A 19,371-nucleotide genomic window follows, 5' to 3' on the forward strand; every position below is an offset into this window, starting at 1 on the left:
CGAACCGACGGCACCGCGCATCACATCCACGCATCAAGACCCCAGCGTTCCCTCAAGCGTTTCTCGACGCTTCGCCGGAGGCCCCAAGTGAACGAAATCCTGGACGCAATCCTCTCTCCCGACAGCACCGCGGACGACTTCGCCGCGCTGCCGCTCCCCGAGTCCTACCGGGCGGTCACCGTCCACAAGGAGGACGCGGAGATGTTCGCCGGCGTGGAGAGCCGGGACAAGGACCCGCGCAAGTCGCTGCACCTGGACGATGTCCCGGTGCCCGAGCTCGGCCCGGGCGAGGCCCTCGTCGCCGTCATGGCCAGCTCCGTCAACTACAACTCGGTGTGGACCTCGATCTTCGAGCCGGTCTCCACCTTCAGCTTCCTGGAGCGGTACGGAAAGCTGTCGCCGCTGACCAAGCGGCACGACCTGCCGTACCACATCATCGGCTCCGACCTCGCGGGCGTCGTGCTGCGCACCGGTCCGGGCGTGAACTCCTGGAAGCCCGGTGACGAGGTCGTCGCCCACTGCCTGTCCGTGGAGCTGGAGTCGGCCGACGGCCACAACGACACCATGCTCGACCCGGAGCAGCGCATCTGGGGCTTCGAGACCAACTTCGGCGGTCTCGCCGAGATCGCGCTCGTCAAGTCCAACCAGCTGATGCCCAAGCCGAACCACCTCAGCTGGGAGGAGGCCGCCGCGCCGGGCCTGGTCAACTCGACCGCCTACCGCCAGCTGGTCTCCCGCAACGGCGCCGGCATGAAGCAGGGCGACAACGTGCTGATCTGGGGCGCCAGCGGCGGCCTCGGCAGCTACGCCACCCAGTTCGCGCTGGCCGGCGGCGCCAACCCGATCTGTGTCGTCTCCAGCGACCAGAAGGCGGACATCTGCCGCGCGATGGGCGCCGAGGCGATCATCGACCGCAACGCCGAGGGCTACAAGTTCTGGAAGGACGAGCAGACCCAGGACCCGCGGGAGTGGAAGCGCTTCGGCAAGCGGATCCGCGAACTCACCGGCGGCGAGGACGTCGACATCGTCTTCGAGCACCCGGGCCGCGAGACCTTCGGCGCGTCGGTGTACGTCACCCGCAAGGGCGGCACCATCGTCACCTGCGCCTCGACCTCCGGCTACACGCACGAGTACGACAACCGCTACCTGTGGATGTCGCTCAAGTCCATAGTGGGCTCGCACTTCGCCAACTACCGCGAGGCGTGGGAGGCCAACCGCCTGATCGCCAAGGGCAAGATCCACCCCACGCTGTCGAAGACGTACAGCCTGGAGGAGACCGGCCAGGCCGCCTACGACGTGCACCGCAACCTGCACCAGGGCAAGGTCGGCGTGCTGGCCCTCGCCCCCGAGGAGGGCATGGGCGTGCGCGACGAGGAGAAGCGCGCCCAGCACATCGACGCGATCAACCGCTTCCGGAACGTCTGAGAGACCCTCGATGACTGAGCGCCAGACAGCGAGCGAGCCAGGGGGCGGATCCCAGCGCCCGGAGGCGAGCGAGCGCCCCAAGAAGGACCGTCCCTGGCTCATGCGGACGTACGCCGGGCACTCCACGGCGGAGGCGTCCAACGAGCTGTACCGGCGCAATCTCGCCAAGGGGCAGACCGGACTGTCCGTCGCGTTCGACCTGCCGACGCAGACGGGCTACGACCCCGACCACATCCTCGCCCGCGGCGAGGTGGGCCGGGTCGGGGTCCCGGTCTCCCACATCGGTGACATGCGGCGTCTGTTCCAGGACATCCCCCTGGAGCAGATGAACACCTCGATGACCATCAACGCCACCGCCATGTGGCTGCTGGCGCTGTATCAGGTGGTCGCCGAGGAGCACGGCGCCGACATCTCCAAGCTCCAGGGGACGACGCAGAACGACATCGTCAAGGAGTACCTCTCGCGCGGAACCCATGTGTTCCCGCCGGGGCCCTCCCTGCGGCTGACCACCGACATGATCACGTACACGGTGGCCAACATCCCCAAGTGGAACCCGATCAACATCTGCAGCTACCACCTGCAGGAGGCCGGGGCCACCCCGGTCCAGGAGATCTCGTACGCGATGAGCACGGCCATCGCCGTCCTCGACGCCGTACGGGACTCCGGCCAGGTCCCGGCCGAGAAGTTCGGCGACGTGGTCGCCCGGATCTCGTTCTTCGTGAACGCGGGCGTCCGCTTCGTCGAGGAGATGTGCAAGATGCGCGCCTTCGGCCGCATCTGGGACCGCATCACCCGCGAGCGGTACGGCATCGAGAACCCCAAGCAGCGGCGGTTCCGCTACGGCGTGCAGGTCAACTCCCTGGGCCTGACCGAGGCCCAGCCGGAGAACAACGTCCAGCGCATCGTGCTGGAGATGCTCGCCGTCACGCTCTCCAAGGACGCCCGCGCGCGGGCCGTCCAGCTCCCCGCCTGGAACGAGGCGCTGGGCCTCCCGCGCCCCTGGGACCAGCAGTGGTCCCTGCGGATCCAGCAGGTCCTCGCCCATGAGAGCGACCTGCTCGAGTACGACGACATATTCGCCGGCTCGCATGTGATCGAGGCCAAGGTCGACTCCCTCGTCGAGGAGTGCCTGGCCGAGATCGAGCGGATCCAGGAGATGGGCGGCGCCATGGCGGCCGTCGAGTCCGGCTACCTCAAGGCCCAGCTGGTCTCCTCGCACGCCGAGCGGCGGGCCCGCATCGAGGCCGGCGACGAGAAGATCGTCGGCGTCAACTGCTACGAGGGCACCGAACCCAACCCGCTCACCGCCGACCTCGACACCGCGATCATGACCGTGGACCCCGCCAACGAGGCCCGGGTGGTCGCCGCGCTGCACGAGTGGCGCGACAACCGCGACGAAGGGGCCGCCCAGGAGGCGCTGTCCGGCCTCAAGGGGGCCGCCGCCGGGGACACCAACCTCTTCGCCGCCACCCTCGCCTGCGCCCGCGCGGGCGTGACCACCGGCGAGTGGGCCTGGGCCCTGCGGGACGTCTTCGGCGAGTTCCGCGCCCCGACCGGGGTCAGCAGCGCACCGGTCGCGGTCGCCGCCGAGGCCGGGACCCCGCTCGCCGAGGTCCGCGAGAAGGTCTCCCGGACGGCGGAGGACCTGGGCAGCGGCCGGCTGCGGCTGCTGGTCGGCAAGCCCGGCCTGGACGGGCACAGCAACGGCGCGGAACAGATCGCCGTCCGCGCCCGGGACGCCGGATTCGAAGTGGTCTACCAGGGCATCCGGCTGACCCCCGAACAGATCGTCGGCGCGGCGGTGGCCGAGGACGTGCACTGCGTCGGCCTGTCGATACTCTCCGGCTCGCACGCCGAGCTGGTCCCGGACGTCCTGGACCGGCTGCGCCGGACCGGTTCGGACGATATCCCGGTGGTCGTCGGCGGGATCATCCCCTCCGCGGACGCCGAGAAGCTCCGCGCGGCCGGAGTGGCGGCCGTCTTCACCCCGAAGGACTTCGGCATCACGGAGATCATCGGCCGTATCGTCGACGAGATCCGGAAAGCGAACAAGCTCGACCCCCTGGAGGTCCCCGCATGACCCGCATGTCTCCCGCCACCGCCCTCGACGGAGGGGCACCGGCCTCCTCCTCGGTGAACCGCCTGCGGCCGCGCCGCTCCTGCCTCGCCGTGCCGGGCAGCAACCCGCGCTTCCTGGAGAAGGCGCAGGGCCTCCCGGCCGACCAGGTCTTCCTCGACCTGGAGGACGCGTGCGCGCCGCTCGCCAAGGAGGGCGCCCGGCACACCATCGTCGACGCGCTCAACAACGGCGACTGGGCGGGCAAGACCAGGGTCGTGCGGGTCAACGACTGGACCACCCACTGGACCTACCGCGACGTGGTGACCGTCGTGGAGGGCGCCGGCCCCAACCTCGACTGCATCATGCTGCCGAAGGTGCAGGACGCCACCCAGGTGCAGGCGCTGGACCTGCTGCTCACCCAGATCGAGAAGACCATGGGCTTCGAGGTCGGGCGGATCGGCATCGAGGCGCAGATCGAGAACGCCAAGGGCCTGGTGAACGTCGACGAGATCGCCGCGTCCTCGCCGCGCCTGGAGACCATCATCTTCGGCCCGGCCGACTTCATGGCCTCCATCAACATGAAGTCCCTGGTCGTCGGTGAGCAGCCGCCCGGCTACCCGGCCGACGCCTACCACTACATCCTCATGCGGATCCTCATGGCGGCCCGCACCCACGACCTGCAGGCCATCGACGGCCCGTACCTGCAGATCAAGAACGTGGACGGCTACCGCGAGGTCGCCGGCCGCGCCGCCGCGCTGGGCTTCGACGGCAAGTGGGTGCTGCACCCGGGCCAGGTCGAGGCCGCCAACGAGGTCTTCTCCCCCTCCCAGGAGGACTACGACCACGCCGAGCTGATCCTGGACGCGTACGACTACTGCACCTCCGAGGCGGGCGGCAAGAAGGGCTCGGCCATGCTCGGCGACGAGATGATCGACGAGGCCAGCCGCAAGATGGCACTGGTCATCGCCGGCAAGGGCCGCGCCGCCGGCATGACCCGTACGTCCAAGTTCGAAGCCCCGGAGGCCTGAGCACCATGCAGTTCGGACGCACCTACGAAGAGTTCGAGGTCGGGGCGGTCTACAAGCACTGGCCCGGAAAGACGGTCACCGAGTACGACGACCACCTCTTCTGTCTGCTCACCATGAACCACCACCCGCTCCACATGGACACGAACTACGCCGAGAAGACGACGGACTTCGGCAAGAACGTCGTGGTGGGCAACTACATCTACTCGCTGCTGCTCGGCATGTCCGTGCCGGACGTCTCCGGCAAGGCCATCGCCAACCTGGAGATCGAGTCGCTCAAGCACGTGGCGCCGACCTTCCACGGCGACACCATCTACGGCGAGACGACCGTGCTCGACAAGACGCCGTCGCGGTCCAAGTCGGACCGCGGCATCGTCCACGTCGAGACCAAGGGCTACAAGCAGGACGGCACGCTGGTCTGCGTCTTCCGGCGCAAGGTCATGGTGCCGACCGAGAGCTACATCAAGGAGCGCGGCGGCGAGCAGCCCGGCCGCCCGGAGCTGCAGGCCCCGGCCGAGAAGAAGCAGGTGAAGTGATGAGCCGCCTCGCGCAGACGCACGGTCTGACGGACATCCAGCAGGAGATCCTGTCCACCGTCCGGGACTTCGTCGACAAGGAGATCCTGCCGGTCGCGACCGAGCTGGAGCACCGTGACGAGTACCCGACGCACATCGTCGAGGGCCTCAAGGAGCTCGGCCTCTTCGGGCTGATGATCCCCGAGGAGTACGGCGGCCTCGGCGAGTCGCTGCTGACGTACGCACTGTGCGTCGAGGAGATCGCCCGCGGCTGGATGAGCGTGTCGGGCATCATCAACACGCACTTCATCGTGGCGTACATGCTCAAGCAGCACGGCACCCAGGAGCAGAAGGACCACTTCCTCCCGAAGATGGCGCTGGGCGACGTGCGCGGCGCGTTCTCGATGTCGGAGCCGGCGCTCGGCTCCGATGTGTCCGCCATCACCTCGAAGGGCGTCCGGGACGGCGAGGAGTACGTCCTCAACGGCCAGAAGATGTGGCTGACCAACGGCGGCTCGTCGACGCTGGTCGCGGTGCTGGCCAAGACGGACGAGGGGCACCCCGAGGGCACCGCCCCGCACAAGTCGATGACCACCTTCCTGGTCGAGAAGGAGCCGGGTTTCGGCGAGGTCCGGCCCGGCCTCACCATTCCCGGCAAGATCGAGAAGATGGGCTACAAGGGGGTTGACACCACCGAGCTCATCATGGATGGTCTACGAATCCCGGCAAATCGGGTTCTCGGTGGACAAACCGGACGTGGTTTCTACCACATGATGGATGGTGTCGAGGTCGGACGTGTCAATGTCGCCGCCCGTGGCTGCGGTGTCGCACAGCGCGCCTTTGAGCTGGGCGTTTCCTACGCGCAGCAGCGGCACACCTTCGGCAAGCCGATCGCTCAGCACCAGGCCGTCCAGTTCAAGTTGGCCGAGATGGCTACCAAGGTCGAGGCCGCCCATGCGATGATGGTGAATGCAGCACGCAAAAAGGACTCCGGGGAGCGCAATGACCTCGAGGCAGGGATGGCGAAGTACCTCGCCTCCGAGTACTGCAAAGAGGTCGTCGAGGACGCCTTCCGCATCCACGGCGGCTACGGCTTCTCCAAGGAGTACGAGATCGAGCGCCTGTACCGTGAGGCGCCGATGCTGCTGATCGGTGAAGGTACCGCCGAGATCCAGAAAATGATCATTGGTCGTCGGCTGCTCGAGGAGTATCGATTCCAGGGGTAATTGTCCGCTTTGGGGCAACTTCTTCGAGAAGAAGATCACACCCTGCCATCGGTCTTCGGACACCGACTCGGCTCCTGGCTTGCCCAGTTGCCGCACGAAACCGATAGCATCCCGGAAAGCCGCCGTCCCCCATTAGTGCGCGGCATTCATCCGCTACGAAGGTCATCCATGCCCCACAGCCAAACCTCTGCACCTCGCGGCCGGGTCCGCCTCGCGCGCGGAGCATCGCCGTGGCTCCTCCCGACCGTGGCCACTGCGGCCGTCAGCCTCAGCCGCGCCCGGCGCTCCGGGCGCTGGGCGGCGGCCGCTGTGCCCGCCACCGCGCTGGCGGCGGGCATGCTGTGGTTCTTCCGCGACCCCGAGCGCGAGATCACCCAGGGCCGGGTGATCTCGCCGGCCGACGGTGTGGTGCAGAGCATCATGCCGTGGAAGGACGGGCGCACCCGCGTCGCGATCTTCATGAGCCCGCTGAACGTCCACGTCAACCGCGCGCCCCTGGCGGGCACGGTGACGTCCGTCGAGCACGTGCCCGGCGGCTTCGTTCCGGCGTTCAACAAGGAGAGCGAGAACAACGAGCGGGTCGTCTGGCACTTCGACACCGAGCTCGGTGACATCGAGATGGTGCAGATCGCGGGCGCGGTGGCCCGGCGCATCGTGCCGTACGTGCCGCAGGGCACCAAGGTGGAGCAGGGCGAGCGCATCGGCCTGATCCGTTTCGGCTCCCGGGTGGACCTCTATCTGCCCGAGGGTGTCGAGACGGCCGTCGAGGTCGGCCAGCCCACTATCGCGGGGGTGACTCGCCTTGACCGTGATTGATCCGGAACCGCAGACGACCTGGGTCCCCGAGGCCGTCGAGGAGGTCGAGGACGACGACATGCCGCTGTCCACGCGGCTGTCGATAGCGGACACGCTCACGCTCGGTAACGCGACGTGCGGCTTCATGGCGGTGTACTTCACCACCACCGGCGTCCTCATCCCGCACCTGACGGGCAGCGAGGACGGCGGCATGGCGCGGCACAGCGCCGCGACCGCGGTGATCCTCATGCTCCTGGCGTCGGTCTTCGACCTCTTCGACGGGCTCGTGGCGCGCAAGCTGCGCAGTTCGGCGATGGGGGCCGAGCTCGACAACCTGTCGGACCTGATCAGCTTCGGACTGGCCCCGGCGTACTTCGTCGTGGTCTGGGGCATGGTCGTGCCCGACGCGCACCAGCGGGTCTCGGCGGTGGCCGCGATCGTGGTGCTGCTGGCGGTGGTGCTCCGGCTTGCCAGATTCTCCTGCGTCACCCTGCGTGACGGCATCTTCCAGGGCATGCCGAGTCCGTTCGGCGCGCTGACGGTCGTCTCGATCGTGCTGCTGGAGCTGCCGTTCATCCCGACGCTGCTGGCGATCATCGGGGTGGCCTGGCTGATGGTGAGCCGGGTGGAGTACCCGAAGCCGCGGGGACGGCTCGCGGTGGCGATGCTCGGCTGGATCGTGCTCAGCATGGGCCTGCTGGCGGCCTGGGCGTTCGACGCGCCCGGCGGACAGCTGCTGCTCCAGACCGGCTGCGCGCTCCAGGTGGTGCTGGGCGCGGTGATCCCGCTCTTCGCCACGGCGCGGCGGGTGAACACCTTCCGGGACAACCGGCGCGAGGCGCGGGCGGCACAGCTGCCGTAGCGCGACGCATGCCGAGCCGCCGGGGACGGCGGCAGTGGGACGGCCTCGAGGGCCCCCGAGCGGACTGCTCGGGGGCCCTCGTCGTGCGGGTTACGCCTGCCCGACGTGTGGCGTCCCCCACGGCTCTCCGGACGGGCTGCGGGTGCTCCGCCCGCCCAGGGGCGCTCGCGGGGCGGGGCATTCGGTCACGCGGTTTTCCGGCGGGAAAGCGCTCCGGGGCGCGGATCGGCGGGCGGAATTGCCGTCCCGGCCTTCGCATCGAGATACGGATATTCCGGCGGACGGGGGACCGTCCGCCGGATTTTGTCTTTTCTTTTACCGCGGAGTGGAACGTGACGCTATTTCACGTCGTTTTGCGCCGACGTCCCTTTCGGTACCCGTCGAGCGGATTCCGCCCGCCATCACCCGCGAAAGCGGCATGCCCTGCCTTGTCGCTTTATCGGTCTCCCCGTACCCGGTCTCCCCGTACCCGGTCCGTCTGTCCTCGGTCCCGCCCGTCCGCGGTCCGCCCGTCGTCGGTCTCCCCCGGTCCGCGTGGGCTCCGGACCGCGCGCGGTCCGGAGCGGTTCAGCGGACGAGGTCGCGCACGAGGTCCTGCGCCAGGCGTTCCAGGAGCGGGCCCGCCTCGGCGATGCACCGGGCGGTGTCCGGTTCGAGGTCGGTGAGGGCGTAGGCACGGCGGATCCCGGCCGTGCGCAGGGCCTTCTCCGGGAGTTGCAGCCGGCCGCAGACGGCGACCACGCCCACGCCCCGCTCACGGGCCGCTGCCGCGACGCCGGCCGGGGCCTTGCCGTGCAGCGTCTGTTCGTCGAGCGACCCCTCGCCGGTGATGACCAGATCGGCGCGGCCGAGCGCCGCCGCGAAGCCCAGGACGTCGAGCATGATGTCGATGCCGGGCCGGAAGCGGGCGCCGAGACCGACCAGCGCCCCGTACCCGAGGCCGCCCGCCGCCCCCGCTCCGGGGGCGAGGGCGTGCTGCGCGGCGGACGGGCCGACCGCCTCCTCCAGGACCTGCGCGTAGTGGGCGAGAGCGGCGTCGAGCGTCGCCACGTCCTCCTCGCCGGCTCCCTTCTGCGGGCCGTAGACCGCCGCGGCGCCCTCCGGGCCGGTCAGCGGGTTGTCGACGTCGCCGGCCAGCACGATGTCGGTGTCGGCGATCCGCGGGTCGAGCCCCGTCAGATCGGCCGTGACCAGCTCGCGGAGCGGCGCGCCGCCGTGGGCGACCGGGTCGCCGTCGGCGTCCAGGAGCCGGGCGCCGAGGGCGGCCAGCATGCCCGCGCCGCCGTCGGTCGTCGCGCTGCCGCCGACCCCGAACACGATGGTGCGGGCCCCGGCGTCCAGTGCGGCCCGGAGCAACTCGCCCGTGCCGTACGTGGTCGCCGTCAACGGCGCGAACACCCCGTCGGGCAGCCGGCGCAGGCCCGAGGCCTCCGCCATCTCCACCACAGCGGTGTCGCCGTGCACCGCGAACGCCGCGGTGCGCGGGGCACCGAGCGGCCCGGTGACCTCCACCTCGTGCCGCTCGAAGCCGGCGGCGACCGCGGCATCGACCGTGCCGTCGCCGCCGTCGGCCACCGGCAGGGACTCGACCCGCAGTCCCGGAGCCGCGCTGCGCAGTCCGGCGGTGAGGTGCTCGGCGACCTGCACGGCCGTGAGCGACCCCTTGAACTTGTCCGCGGCGATGAGAACACGCCCCGTCTCAGACACTGCTGCGTCCGCCACCTTGCCAACCCCTTGCATTTTCGAACAGGCAGTCGCGCCGGTGCGACCCTATCCGCCGGAGGGGCGCGCTGTCAGTCTCCGCGGACGGGCCGAAAACGGACTTTGAGGTGCGGAAACGTGTCCGCGAGCGGGTTCCCGGCAGCGGCTACCCTCGGGGGAATGACGATGGACTATGCGACGTATATCGCCGGGCTCCCACGGGTTCTGGCCGGCGCGGGCGTCATCTTCCGGGACGCGCGTGAGCGCCTGCTGCTGGTGGAGCCGAACTACCGCGACGACGGCGCCTGGATCCTGCCGGGCGGCACCGTCGAGTCCGATCAGGGCGAGACGCCCCGGCAGGCGGCGCGGCGCGAGGCGGCGGAGGAGATCGGCCTGGACATCGAGCCGGGGCGGCTGCTCGCGATCGACTGGGTACCGGGCACCGGCCGGCCGCCGCTGGTGTCGTACCTGTACGACGGCGGGGTGCTGGACGAGGCGCGGCTGGCGGCGGTCCGGCTCCAGGAGGCCGAACTGACGGACTGGCGGCTGGTGCCGCAGGACGAGATCGAGCGCTACTTCGAGGCCGGCATGACCCGCCGGGTCCGGGCCGCGCTGGGGGCCCTGGCCGCGGGCACCGGGACGGTGGAGCTGGAGGGCGGCCATCCGGTTGCCGCCCCCGGGCGCTGACGGCGGTCCGGCAGGCGTACCGATCCGGCGCCCGGGCGGACGTACCGCTTTGCCCATCGGCCCGGCGCCCACCTGCCCTGCGCCCACCGGCTCGGCAGCCATCGGCCCGGCGCCCACCGGCTCGGCGGCCATCGGACGTCGGCCCGGAAGCCATCCGTCCGGCGGCCGTCGGCCGCGGGCCGGCCCGTGGCGAGCGCTCCCCGGCGAAACGCGGTCGCCGGAGCGGCGGTGCCGTGCGTACCCTCGCGGCATGAGCAACGGTACGCGGCCCCTCGTGGCGGTCCTGAGCGGTGCCGGGATCTCCACCGATTCCGGTATCCCCGACTACCGCGGCCCGAACGGGCTGTGGCGGAAGGACCCCGAGGCCGAGAAGCTCGTCACCTACGAGTACTACATGGCCGATCCGGCGATCCGGCGCCGCTCCTGGCGGATGCGGCGCGACAGCGCCACGCTGCGCGCGCAGCCCAACGCCGCGCATCTCGCCGTGGCCGAACTGGAGCGGTCGGGCGTGCCGGTACGGGTGATCACCCAGAACGTGGACGGTCTGCACCAGCTCGCCGGGATGCCGGACCGCAAGGTCTTCGAACTCCACGGCACCGCACGGGCCGTGGAGTGCACCGGCTGCCGGGAGCGCTCGTCGATGTCCGAGGCGCTGGAGCGGGTCGCGGCGGGCGAGGAGGACCCGCCGTGCCGGGAGTGCGGGGGCATCCTCAAGTCGGCCACGGTGATGTTCGGTGAGCGGCTGGACCCCGAGGTGCTCGGCTCCGCGCTGAGCGTCGCGAAGGCGTGCGACGTCTTCATCGCCGTCGGCACGAGCCTCCAGGTGCAGCCCGCAGCTTCGCTCGCGGGCACCGCGGCGCAGCACGGCGCGCGGCTGATCATCATGAACGCCGAGCCGACCCCGTACGACGAGCACGCCGACGAGCTGGTGCGGGAGCCGATCGGTACGGCGCTCCCCGCCCTGCTGCGGCAACTGGCCGACGGGACGGGCTGAACGGGGCAGTGGCCGGGGCAGGGCGATCCCCCCGGGCTGCCGTGCCGTAACGCCTCGTCCCTCCCCCGGTCGTCGGGTGTGTCACCGGGCGGGTGCCGCCGTGCCCTGCCCCGTCCGCGGGAGCAGCACCTGTGCCCGCGGGAAGAGGGTGTGCCCGGCGCCGCCCGACTCGTGGTCCAGGAGACGGCGTTTGCGGTCGAGTCCGCCGCCGTAGCCGGTGAGGCCGCCGCCCGCGCCCACGACCCGGTGGCACGGGACGATGATGCCGATGGGGTTCCGGCCGTTGGCCAGGCCCACCGCCCGTGCCGCGGACGGGATTCCGAGATTGCCTGCCAACTGCCCGTAAGAGACGGTCCCGCCGTACGGGATGTCCCGCAGGGCGGTCCAGACGCGGCGCTGGAAAGGCGTGCCGTCCAGCCGCACGGGCAGGTCGAAGGTGGTGAGTTCACCGGCGAAGTAGGCGTTCAGCTGGTCCACGGCCGCGGCGAACGGCGTGTCGTCCGGTGTGCCGAAGCTGTCCTCCGGGGGGCGGTGCCGCTGCTCGGTCATGTAGAGGCCGGAGAGGGTGCCGTCGGTGGCCACCAGGGTCAGTGGCCCGAGGGGGCTGTCGATCACGGTGTGGGTGCGCTGTGACATGCGGTTGCTCCTGGTTCGGGGCCGTCGCGGCGGCCGGCCTGTGGTGGGTGCGGCCGGGGTCAGCCGGCCGGCAGGTGGTTGATGGGGTGGTCGTCGGTCGCCCAGAGGTACTGGACGGCATACGCCCGCCAGGGCCGCCAGGCCTCGGCGCGGGCGGTGAGGGCCGCGGGGGTGCCGGGCAGGCCGGAGGCCCGGGCGGCGCGGCGCAGTCCGAGGTCGGTGGGGAGGAAGGCGTCGGGGTCGCCGAGGGCGCGCATCGCGACGGTCTCGACGGTCCAGGGGCCGATGCCCGGCAGCGCCGCGAGCCGTTCCCGTGCCGCGCCCCAGTCGCTGCCGGCGCCGAGGGCGATCCGGCCGGCGGCGAGTTCGGTGGCCAGGGTGGTGAGCGTGGTGCGGCGGGTGCGGGGCAGGGCGAGCCGTTCGGGGTCGAGGGCGGCCAGGGTGTCGGGCTCCGGGAAGAGGTGGGTGAGCCCGCCCGCGGGGTCGTCGACGGGGTCGCCGCAGTCCCGGACGAGCCGGGCCGCGTGGGTGCGGGCCGCGGCCGTGGACACCTGCTGCCCGAGGACGGCCCGTACGGCGAACTCGGCCGCGTCGACCGTCCGCGGGACCCGCCGGCCGGGGTTCCGGGCGACCAGCGGGGCGAGGACGGGGTCGGTCCTCAGGAGGCCGTCCACGGCGACCGGGTCGGCGTCGAGGTCGAGCAGCCGGCGGCAGCGGCTGATGGCGATGGTGAGGTCGCGCAGGTCGGTGAGGGCGAGGGTGCAGGCGATGTGCCCGGACTCGGGGCGCAGGGCGACGACTCCGTGGCCGTAGGGCAGGCGGAGGGTGCGGCGGTAGGCACCGTCGCGCCACTCCTCGACGCCCGGGACGGCGGTGGCGGCCAGGTGCCCGAACAGGTTGTCCGGGCAGAGGGGCGCCCGGTAGGGGAGCCGGAGGGAGAGCGTGCCGGTGACGGCGGCTTGCCCGGGGGCAGCGCCTTGTCCGGGGACGGGGGTCCCGGTGGTGCCGGGGGCGGCGGTGTCGCCGGAGGTTCGTCCGGTGCCGGGGGCTCGTCCGGTGCGGGAGGCCTGCCCGTTGCCGGAGGCTCGTCCGGGGCCGGCGGCCCGGTTGCGCAGCTCGGACGGGGAGAGGGCGAACACCTCGCGCACCGTGTCGTTGAAGGCGCGGATGCTGGCGAACCCGGCCGCGAAGGCGACGTCCGCCATCGGCAGGGCGCTGGTCTCGATGAGCAGCCGGGCGGTCTGGGCCCGCTGGGCCCGCGCGAGGGCGAGCGGCCCGGCGCCCAGCTCGGCGAGCAGTTGCCGCTCCACCTGGCGCGTGCTGTAGCCGAGGCGGACGGCGAGCCCGGAGACGCCCTCTCGGTCGACGCAGCCGTCGGCGATCAGGCGCATCGCCCGCGCGACGAGGTCGGCGCGCTCGTTCCACTGCGGCGATCCGGGGCTGGCGTCGGGACGGCAGCGCTTGCAGGCGCGGAATCCGGCCTGCTGAGCGGCGGCGGCGCTCGGGTAGAACCGCATGTTCTCGGCCTTCGGCGGCACCACCGGGCAGCTCGGCCGGCAGTAGATGCGCGTGGTCAGGACCGCGGTGAAGAACCAGCCGTCGAAACGGGCGTCCTTCGAGCGGACGGCGCGTACGCATCTCTCGGTCTCGGTGTGCATGGGTTCCAGCATTGAGCACGGCAGACGCTCCGGCTGGCGAGAATCCGACATCGACGTCGGGACGCGCTCAACGGGCCCCACCCCTGCTCGTCAATGATGGTTGACAAGAGAGTCCTGTCACCCTAGGTTGACAGGCATGACGGAAGCAGCTGGAACGGAAGCGAGAGAGGCCGTGGACACCGCGGAGGCCGCCCTGAACGGCGACCCCGCCGTCGGCCTGCGCGCCGTGGCCGCGCTGCGCCGGCTCGTCGAACGGCTGGAGGCGCTCCAGGTCGACAGCGCCCGGCGGCACGGCTGGTCCTGGGAAGAGATCGGGGCAGCGCTGGGTGTGAGCCGGCAGGCAGTCCACAAGAAGCACGCCAGGAGGTAGGGATGTTCGAACGTTTCACCCGGCAAGCGCGCACGGTCGTGGTGCAGGCCCAGCAGGAGGCCAGGAGCCTGGGCCACACCGATATCGGCACGGAGCACCTGCTCCTCGGCGTGCTGGCCCAGGACGGTTCCCCAGTGGCGGACACTCTGCGCCGTCGGGGCATCACGGCCCCGGCCTGCCGGAGCGCCGTCGAGACGGTGCTCGGCCGGGGGAACACTCCGGACGCCAACGGGGCCGACGACGCGGAGGCGTTGCAGGCGCTCGGCATCGATCTGGACGAGGTGCGCAGCCGCGCGGAGCGGACCTTCGGGCCCGGCGCACTCGACGCACCCGCGCCGCAGCCCGGCCCGCGGCCGTGGAGGCTGCTCCCGTTCCCCCTGGGGCGCCGGCGGAACCGGGAGGGCGACCGCGGGGGCCACATCCCGTTCGCCCCGCGGGCCCGGCGGGCGCTGCAGCGCTCCCTGCGCGAGGCCGTTGACCTGAAGTCCCGTCACATCGGCGTGGAGCACCTGTTGTTGGGTCTGCTCGACCCCGCGGACAAGCTGATGTCGGAGGTGCTGCGACGGCTGGGCACCGAGCCCGGGACCGTACGGGCCGACGTGCTGGGCGACATCGCACGGGCGGCGTGACGGGGCATTGCCGCGGTCAGAGGTGCGGCGCCCGCAGCCTCCGCCAGACCGCGCGGGCGGCATGGTGACCGCACATGCCGTGCACGCCCCCGCCCGGCGGCGTCGCTGAGGAACAGAGGAACACCGCCGGCCGGGCGGTGGCGTACGGCACCCGGGCCGCCTTGGGGCGGAGCACCGACTGGAGGCCGTCGAAGGCGCCGCACCCGATGTCGCCCCCGACGTAGTTGGCGTTGCGGGCGGCCATCTCCGGGGGCCCGGAGACCGCGCGTGCCAGGACGAGGTCGCGGAACCCGGGGGCGAACCGCTCGATCTGCCGCTCGACGGTCTCCGTGGCATCCCCGCGCCAGCCGTTGGGGACGTGCCCGTACGCCCAGAGGACGTGCCGGCCCTCGGGGGCCCGGCTCGGGTCGACGACGGTGGGCTGGGAGGTGATCAGGAAGGGGATCCGGGGCGCCCGGCCGTGCACGGCACGGTCCAGGGCGTCGCCGATCTCCCGGACGGACGCCCCCAGATGGACCGTTCCGGCCCGCCGGGCCTCCTCCGCGGCCCAGGGCACCGGGCCGGACAGCGCATAGTCGATCTTGAATGCTCCGGGGCCGTACCGGAAGGACCGGTAGGTGTTGCCGAGTCCGGCGATCCGGGCCAGCGCGGTGGGTGAGGTGTCGAAGACATAGGCGCGGGCCGGCGGGAGGTCGTCGAGGCGCTTGACGGTCGTACCGGTGTGGACGGTGCCGCCCAGGGCGCGCAGATAGCCGGCGAGGGCGTCGGAGACGGCCTGCGAGCCGCCGCGCGCCACCGGCCAGCCGTGCGCGTGTGCGGCGAGCGCGAACAGCACGGCCAGGCCGCCCGTGGTCATGCCGCCGAGCGGGGCGATGGCGTGTGCGGCCAGTCCGGCGAAGAGCGCACGGGCCTTCGGGTCGCGGAACCGCCGGTTCAGCAGGGTGGCCGGCTGCGGACCGAGCGCCGCGAACCGGGCGAACCGCACCGGGTCGCGGGGCACCCCCAGCCACGGCGGACGGAGGAAGTCCGCGGCCAGCGAGTCCCAGTGCCCGATGAACGGGGCGACCAGGCGCCGGTAGGCGCCCGCGTCGCGGCTGCCGAGCGACGCCGCCGTCTCACCGACCGTGTGCGCCAGCACCGCGGCCGTGCCATCGGGAAACGGGTGCGCCATCGGCAGCTCCGGGTGCAGCCACTCCAGCCCGAAGCGGTCCAGCGGCATCGCGTTGAAGGCGGGTGACCCGGCGCCGAACGGATGGACGGCGGAGCAGGGGTCGTGCCGGAAGCCCGGCAGGGTGAGCTCTTCGGTGCGCGCCCCGCCGCCCACCGTGGGCTCGGCCTCGAACAGCGCCACCGCCATGCCTCGCCGGGCGAGTTCGACGGCGGCGGTGAGCCCGTTCGGCCCGGCCCCCACCACGACCACATCGAGCATCGACGCCACCGCAGGACCCCTTCGTCGGACGGCCGGACCCCACGGCCTCCTCGCTCGGCCGTTCGGGCTCCGCCCAGGATAGGTGGCCACCCGCCGAAGCCGGCCCGTCCGGAGCCGGCCCGTCCGGACCCTGCGGGGCTCAGGCGTCGGCCGCGCCCCGCATCAGGCCGAGGATCCGCCGGGCCGACGCCGCGTCCCGGGCCGCCGTGAACGGCAGGGCGTTCCCGCCGGCCAGCCGGAACGGCTCGCCCGCGACCGTGGCGCTCGCCCCGCCCGCCTCGGCGACCAGCAGCAGCCCCGCGGCGTGGTCCCACGGGTTCTCCCAGCCGAAGGCCACGGCGCCGAGGCTCCCTTCCGCGACGGCGAGATACTCCAGTCCCGCCGAACCGCACGGCCGCGGAGCCAGCCCCGGGACCTCCAGCCGCCGGAACGCCGCGGTCTCCTCCGGGGAGGTGAAGTCGGGGTGCGAGGTGGCGACGGTGAGGGCGGCGTCCGGATCCGGGGTGCCGCAGCGCAGCGGCGCGCCGTTCAGGGAGGCTCCCGCGCCCCGCACCGCGACCGCCATCCGGTCGGACGCCGGGGCGTACGTCCACGACGCGTACAGCTCGCCCCGGTGCGCGAGCGCGACGAGGGTGGCGAAGCCCGGGTCGCCGTGCACGAACTGCCGGGTGCCGTCGACCGGGTCCACGATCCACACCGGTGCGTCCCCGCTCAGCGCCTGGACTATGTCCGGATCGGCGTGCACCGCCTCCTCGCCGACCACCACCGACCCCGGCAGCAGCTCGGAGAGCGAGGCGGTGAGGTGCTCCTCGGCGAGCCGGTCGGCGACCGTCACCAGGTCGTGCGGTCCGTTCTTCTCGACGATCTCGTGCTCGGCGAGCTGCCGGAACCTGGGCAGGATCTCGGCCGCGGCCGCTTTGCGGACCGCTTCCTCTACGGCGGACAGGTTGCGGGCCGCGTCGGCCCCGAAGACGAAGTCATCGATCATTCACCCATCGAACCATGCACCGCCGACACCCTGGCCGTCGCACAGGGGACAGGGCGATGGCCTGCGGGTTAACGGCGGAAAAGGAGCTACGGGGTGGGGTGACGGGGGCCACAGGGCGGGGATGCGGGCAGGGCGGGGATGCGGGAGGTCGTTGGGAGGGAGGGCGGTTTCCGGGCTGGGGGTGTGGACGAGGCCGGGGCCGTGGACACGTTCGGGGCGTGGACGAGGCCGGGGCGGCGGCGGGCGCGGTGCGTGTCCCGGCGCCCGCCCGAGAGCCGAGCGCCTGCGGCGCGCGGCGCCGCCGACCCGGTCAGCGGCCGACCGCGTACCCCTGCGCGCCCCGGGGGTTGGCCCCCGCCGACAGCACCCCGGTGGCCGGATCCCGGGCCACCGCGCACAGCCGCCCCTCCGACCAGGGGCCCCCGACGGTCACGTCGTGGCCGCGGCGCCGGAGCTCGCCGATCACCTCCGCGCCGATCCGCGACTCGACCGTGACCCCGCCGGGCCGCATCCCCCGAGGGTGGAAGGAGCTGGGGAAGCCGTCCTGATGCCAGTTCGGCGCGTCGATGGCGCCCTGGAGATCGAGCCCTCCGCGCACCGGCCGGCGCAGCGCCACGGCCAGGAAGAAGTGCACCTGCCACTGGTCCTGCTGGTCGCCTCCCGGCGTGCCGAACGCCAGCACCGGCTCTCCGTCCCGCAGGGCGATCGAGGGGGACAGCGTCGTACGGGGGCGACGGCCCGGGGTGAGGGAGTTCGGCAGACCCGGTTCGAGCCACGCCATCTGCAACCGGGTGCCGAGCGGGAAGCCCAGGGACGGTACGACCGGGTTGGACTGGAGCCATCCGCCGCTGGGGGTGGCGGCGACCATGTTCCCCCAGCGGTCGACGACATCGAGATGGCAGGTGTCTCCCCGGGTCGTGCCGTCGGCCCGGGTCGTCGTGCCGTCGCTGTGGGTCGTAGTGGGCTCGCCGGTACCGGGCGCCGTCGCCCCCGCGGGCGCGCACCCCCGGTCGGCGGCCGTCCGTACGCCCGTGCCCAGCCGCGGTTCACGGCCCTCGGGGCGGCCCGGCCGCAGGCCGTACGAGGCCTCGTCCCCGATCAGCTTCCGGCGCCCGGCGTTGTACGGACCGGCCAGCAGCGCGGTGACGGGCACCGTGCCCGGACCGTCGGCGTCCCCGTACCAGGCCTCCCGGTCCGCCATCGCGAGCTTGCTGCCCTCGATGAGCCGGTGCACGTACCCGGGGCTGCCGTAGGGCGGTTCGGCCGGGTCCTCGGGCAGCAGGGCGAGCTGCTGGAGGAAGGCGGGCCCCTGGGACCAGCCGCCGGGCTTGCAGACGGTCCAGCCGTTCCAGTCGTGGCTGACCGGCTCCTCGTACGTCGCACTGAAGGCGGCCAGGCCGTCGCCGGTGAGGGTGCCGGCATGGCACCCTCCGGAGCTGTCCCGCGTGGGACGGGCGGCGGCTTCGCTCAGCGCGCCGGCGATGAACCCCTCCCGCCAGACGCGCCGGGCGGCCTCGATCTGTGCCTCGCGGCCCTCCCCGGCCGCCTCCGCCTCGGCGATGACGCGGCGCCAGGTGGCGGCGAGCGCCGGGTTCCGGACGAGGCTGCCCTCGGCCGGCGGCCGTCCGCCGGGGAGGTGGACCGCCGCGGACGAGGTCCACTCCGTCGTGAAGAGCTCCTGTACCGCCGCGACCGTGCGCACCAGGCCGTCGACCGGCGGATGGCCCTGCTCCGCATAGCCGATGGCGTACCCGAGGACGTCCCGGAGGCGCCGGGTCCCGTAGTCCCGGAGCAGCACCATCCAGGCGTCGAAGGCGCCCGGCACGGCCGCGGCGAGCGGGCCGGTGCCGGGGACGAGGTCCAGGCCCAGCGAGGTGTAGTGCTCGATGGTCGCCCCGGCCGGCGCCGGGCCCTGTCCGCAGAGCACCCGGACCGGCCCGTCGGCGGGGGCCAGCAGGATGGGCACCTCACCGGCGGGGCCGTTCAGATGCGGCTCGACGACATGCAGCACGAAACCGGCGGCGACCGCCGCGTCGTAGGCGTTGCCGCCGCCCTCCAGCACCGCCATCGCGGACTGGGAGGCGAGCCAGTGAGTCGAGGACACCATGCCGAACGTGCCCTGGAGGGTGGGCCGGGTGGTGAACATGGCGGCGGCTCCCTGTCCGGTCGTCCGGTGCGGTGCGCGGTGCGGTGCGCGGTCCCGGTGCGCGGTGCGGTGCGCGGTCCCGTCGGTGCTGTCGTCCGGTCCCCTGGCGTCTGCGGGCAGCCTACGCAGCGGGCTGTCCCACGTCAGGGGGTGTGCATGGAGTCGTCCTGGAAGGAAGGGGCCAGGACCGGTTCTTGTCAGTTGCCCGACACGTGGCCTCAACCGA

Annotated in this window: 17 protein-coding genes and 1 pseudogene; 12 read left to right on the forward strand and 6 right to left on the reverse strand. The window is 72.4% G+C overall.

The features are described 5' to 3' along the window. Nucleotides 1-87 precede the first annotated feature (87 nt). The 7 genes from ccrA to pssA all read left to right on the forward strand — a co-directional run bounded on the left by ccrA (nt 88) and on the right by pssA (nt 7,907). Nucleotides 88-1,425, forward strand: coding sequence for a crotonyl-CoA carboxylase/reductase (gene ccrA / locus ACFYYR_RS04190; RefSeq protein ID WP_388846708.1), 1,338 nt, complete (start codon nt 88-90; stop codon nt 1,423-1,425). 10 nt (nt 1,426-1,435) lie between these two features. Further along, nucleotides 1,436-3,505, forward strand: coding sequence for a protein meaA (locus ACFYYR_RS04195; protein WP_388846710.1), 2,070 nt, complete (start codon nt 1,436-1,438; stop codon nt 3,503-3,505). Nucleotides 3,506-3,510: 5 nt separating this feature from the next. Then, a complete protein-coding gene (locus tag ACFYYR_RS04200) occupies nt 3,511-4,512 on the forward strand; it encodes an HpcH/HpaI aldolase/citrate lyase family protein (RefSeq protein ID WP_388847260.1) in 1,002 nt (333 codons plus the stop codon). A 5-nt stretch (nt 4,513-4,517) separates the two neighbouring features. Beyond that, a complete protein-coding gene (locus ACFYYR_RS04205; protein WP_388846712.1) occupies nt 4,518-5,045 on the forward strand; it encodes a MaoC family dehydratase in 528 nt (175 codons plus the stop codon). Then, nucleotides 5,045-6,250: an acyl-CoA dehydrogenase family protein gene (locus ACFYYR_RS04210; protein ID WP_388846714.1), complete on the forward strand. Its 1,206-nt coding sequence runs from the start codon at nt 5,045-5,047 to the stop codon at nt 6,248-6,250. The genes ACFYYR_RS04205 and ACFYYR_RS04210 overlap by 1 nt, the downstream gene beginning before the upstream one ends. Nucleotides 6,251-6,418: 168 nt before the next feature. Further along, entirely contained in the window at nt 6,419-7,066 is a 648-nt protein-coding gene (locus ACFYYR_RS04215; RefSeq protein ID WP_388846716.1) for a phosphatidylserine decarboxylase, read from the forward strand. Continuing rightward, on the forward strand, nt 7,053-7,907 hold the full coding sequence (pssA, locus tag ACFYYR_RS04220) for a CDP-diacylglycerol--serine O-phosphatidyltransferase (protein ID WP_388846718.1): 855 nt from the start codon (nt 7,053-7,055) through the stop codon (nt 7,905-7,907). The genes ACFYYR_RS04215 and pssA overlap by 14 nt, the downstream gene beginning before the upstream one ends. A gap of 567 nt (nt 7,908-8,474) precedes the next feature. On the opposite strand, the gene ACFYYR_RS04225 is transcribed toward pssA, so the two are convergent. Beyond that, nucleotides 8,475-9,647 (reverse strand): glycerate kinase, encoded by a 1,173-nt coding sequence (locus tag ACFYYR_RS04225; protein WP_388846720.1) that lies wholly within the window; start codon nt 9,645-9,647, stop codon nt 8,475-8,477. Nucleotides 9,648-9,788: 141 nt separating this feature from the next. Here ACFYYR_RS04225 and ACFYYR_RS04230 point away from each other — a divergent pair, with 141 nt between their 5' ends. Continuing rightward, nucleotides 9,789-10,295, forward strand: a complete 507-nt coding sequence (locus ACFYYR_RS04230; RefSeq protein ID WP_388846722.1) for an NUDIX domain-containing protein — start codon at nt 9,789-9,791, stop codon at nt 10,293-10,295. Between the two features lie 250 nt (nt 10,296-10,545). Next, nucleotides 10,546-11,289, forward strand: coding sequence for an NAD-dependent deacetylase (locus tag ACFYYR_RS04235; protein ID WP_388846724.1), 744 nt, complete (start codon nt 10,546-10,548; stop codon nt 11,287-11,289). A gap of 81 nt (nt 11,290-11,370) precedes the next feature. Here the strand turns inward: ACFYYR_RS04235 and ACFYYR_RS04240 are convergent, their stop codons facing one another. Together ACFYYR_RS04240 and ACFYYR_RS04245 are read right to left on the reverse strand one after the other, a co-directional pair. Next, entirely contained in the window at nt 11,371-11,925 is a 555-nt protein-coding gene (locus tag ACFYYR_RS04240) for a methylated-DNA--[protein]-cysteine S-methyltransferase (protein WP_388846726.1), read from the reverse strand. Nucleotides 11,926-11,984: 59 nt separating this feature from the next. Next, the gene (locus ACFYYR_RS04245) at nt 11,985-13,583 is read right to left on the reverse strand and encodes an AlkA N-terminal domain-containing protein (RefSeq protein ID WP_388846728.1); all 1,599 of its coding nucleotides are present in this window, start codon (nt 13,581-13,583) and stop codon (nt 11,985-11,987) included. Nucleotides 13,584-13,719: 136 nt separating this feature from the next. Here ACFYYR_RS04245 and ACFYYR_RS04250 point away from each other — a divergent pair, with 136 nt between their 5' ends. The 3 genes and pseudogenes from ACFYYR_RS04250 (at nt 13,720) to ACFYYR_RS04260 (ending at nt 14,582) form a co-directional block, all read left to right on the forward strand. After that, a complete protein-coding gene (locus ACFYYR_RS04250; protein WP_351505724.1) occupies nt 13,720-13,953 on the forward strand; it encodes a hypothetical protein in 234 nt (77 codons plus the stop codon). A 2-nt stretch (nt 13,954-13,955) separates the two neighbouring features. Further along, nucleotides 13,956-14,147: pseudogene (locus tag ACFYYR_RS04255) on the forward strand (Clp protease N-terminal domain-containing protein); the annotation flags it as partial. Between the two features lie 87 nt (nt 14,148-14,234). Further along, nucleotides 14,235-14,582 carry a Clp protease N-terminal domain-containing protein gene (locus tag ACFYYR_RS04260; protein WP_388847262.1) on the forward strand — a complete coding sequence of 116 codons (348 nt, stop codon included), beginning with the start codon at nt 14,235-14,237 and terminating at the stop codon, nt 14,580-14,582. A 16-nt stretch (nt 14,583-14,598) separates the two neighbouring features. Here the strand turns inward: ACFYYR_RS04260 and ACFYYR_RS04265 are convergent, their stop codons facing one another. The 3 genes from ACFYYR_RS04265 to ACFYYR_RS04275 form a co-directional block, all read right to left on the reverse strand. Continuing rightward, nucleotides 14,599-16,020 carry a phytoene desaturase family protein gene (locus ACFYYR_RS04265; RefSeq protein ID WP_388846730.1) on the reverse strand — a complete coding sequence of 474 codons (1,422 nt, stop codon included), beginning with the start codon at nt 16,018-16,020 and terminating at the stop codon, nt 14,599-14,601. Between the two features lie 130 nt (nt 16,021-16,150). Continuing rightward, the gene (locus ACFYYR_RS04270) at nt 16,151-16,999 is read right to left on the reverse strand and encodes an inositol monophosphatase family protein (protein WP_388846732.1); all 849 of its coding nucleotides are present in this window, start codon (nt 16,997-16,999) and stop codon (nt 16,151-16,153) included. 310 nt (nt 17,000-17,309) lie between these two features. After that, on the reverse strand, nt 17,310-19,145 hold the full coding sequence (locus ACFYYR_RS04275) for a gamma-glutamyltransferase family protein (protein WP_388846734.1): 1,836 nt from the start codon (nt 19,143-19,145) through the stop codon (nt 17,310-17,312). Nucleotides 19,146-19,371 lie beyond the last annotated feature (226 nt).

The organism is Streptomyces sp. NPDC001922, from assembly GCF_042891165.1.
Lineage (GTDB): Bacteria > Actinomycetota > Actinomycetes > Streptomycetales > Streptomycetaceae > Streptomyces.

What these genes read in the sequence shown, in the direction of transcription:
- ACFYYR_RS04225 (WP_388846720.1), bottom strand. Translation starts at nt 9,647, where the DNA reads ATGCAAGGGGTTGGCAAGGTGGCGGACGCAGCAGTGTCTGAGACGGGG.
- ACFYYR_RS04245 (WP_388846728.1), bottom strand. Translation starts at nt 13,583, where the DNA reads ATGCACACCGAGACCGAGAGATGCGTACGCGCCGTCCGCTCGAAGGAC.
- ACFYYR_RS04270 (WP_388846732.1), bottom strand. Translation starts at nt 16,999, where the DNA reads ATGATCGATGACTTCGTCTTCGGGGCCGACGCGGCCCGCAACCTGTCC.
- ACFYYR_RS04205 (WP_388846712.1), top strand. Translation starts at nt 4,518, where the DNA reads ATGCAGTTCGGACGCACCTACGAAGAGTTCGAGGTCGGGGCGGTCTAC.
- ACFYYR_RS04240 (WP_388846726.1), bottom strand. Translation starts at nt 11,925, where the DNA reads ATGTCACAGCGCACCCACACCGTGATCGACAGCCCCCTCGGGCCACTG.
- ACFYYR_RS04195 (WP_388846710.1), top strand. Translation starts at nt 1,436, where the DNA reads ATGACTGAGCGCCAGACAGCGAGCGAGCCAGGGGGCGGATCCCAGCGC.
- ACFYYR_RS04275 (WP_388846734.1), bottom strand. Translation starts at nt 19,145, where the DNA reads ATGTTCACCACCCGGCCCACCCTCCAGGGCACGTTCGGCATGGTGTCC.
- ACFYYR_RS04250 (WP_351505724.1), top strand. Translation starts at nt 13,720, where the DNA reads ATGACGGAAGCAGCTGGAACGGAAGCGAGAGAGGCCGTGGACACCGCG.
- ACFYYR_RS04235 (WP_388846724.1), top strand. Translation starts at nt 10,546, where the DNA reads ATGAGCAACGGTACGCGGCCCCTCGTGGCGGTCCTGAGCGGTGCCGGG.
- ACFYYR_RS04215 (WP_388846716.1), top strand. Translation starts at nt 6,419, where the DNA reads ATGCCCCACAGCCAAACCTCTGCACCTCGCGGCCGGGTCCGCCTCGCG.
- ACFYYR_RS04200 (WP_388847260.1), top strand. Translation starts at nt 3,511, where the DNA reads ATGTCTCCCGCCACCGCCCTCGACGGAGGGGCACCGGCCTCCTCCTCG.
- ACFYYR_RS04210 (WP_388846714.1), top strand. Translation starts at nt 5,045, where the DNA reads ATGAGCCGCCTCGCGCAGACGCACGGTCTGACGGACATCCAGCAGGAG.
- ACFYYR_RS04230 (WP_388846722.1), top strand. Translation starts at nt 9,789, where the DNA reads ATGACGATGGACTATGCGACGTATATCGCCGGGCTCCCACGGGTTCTG.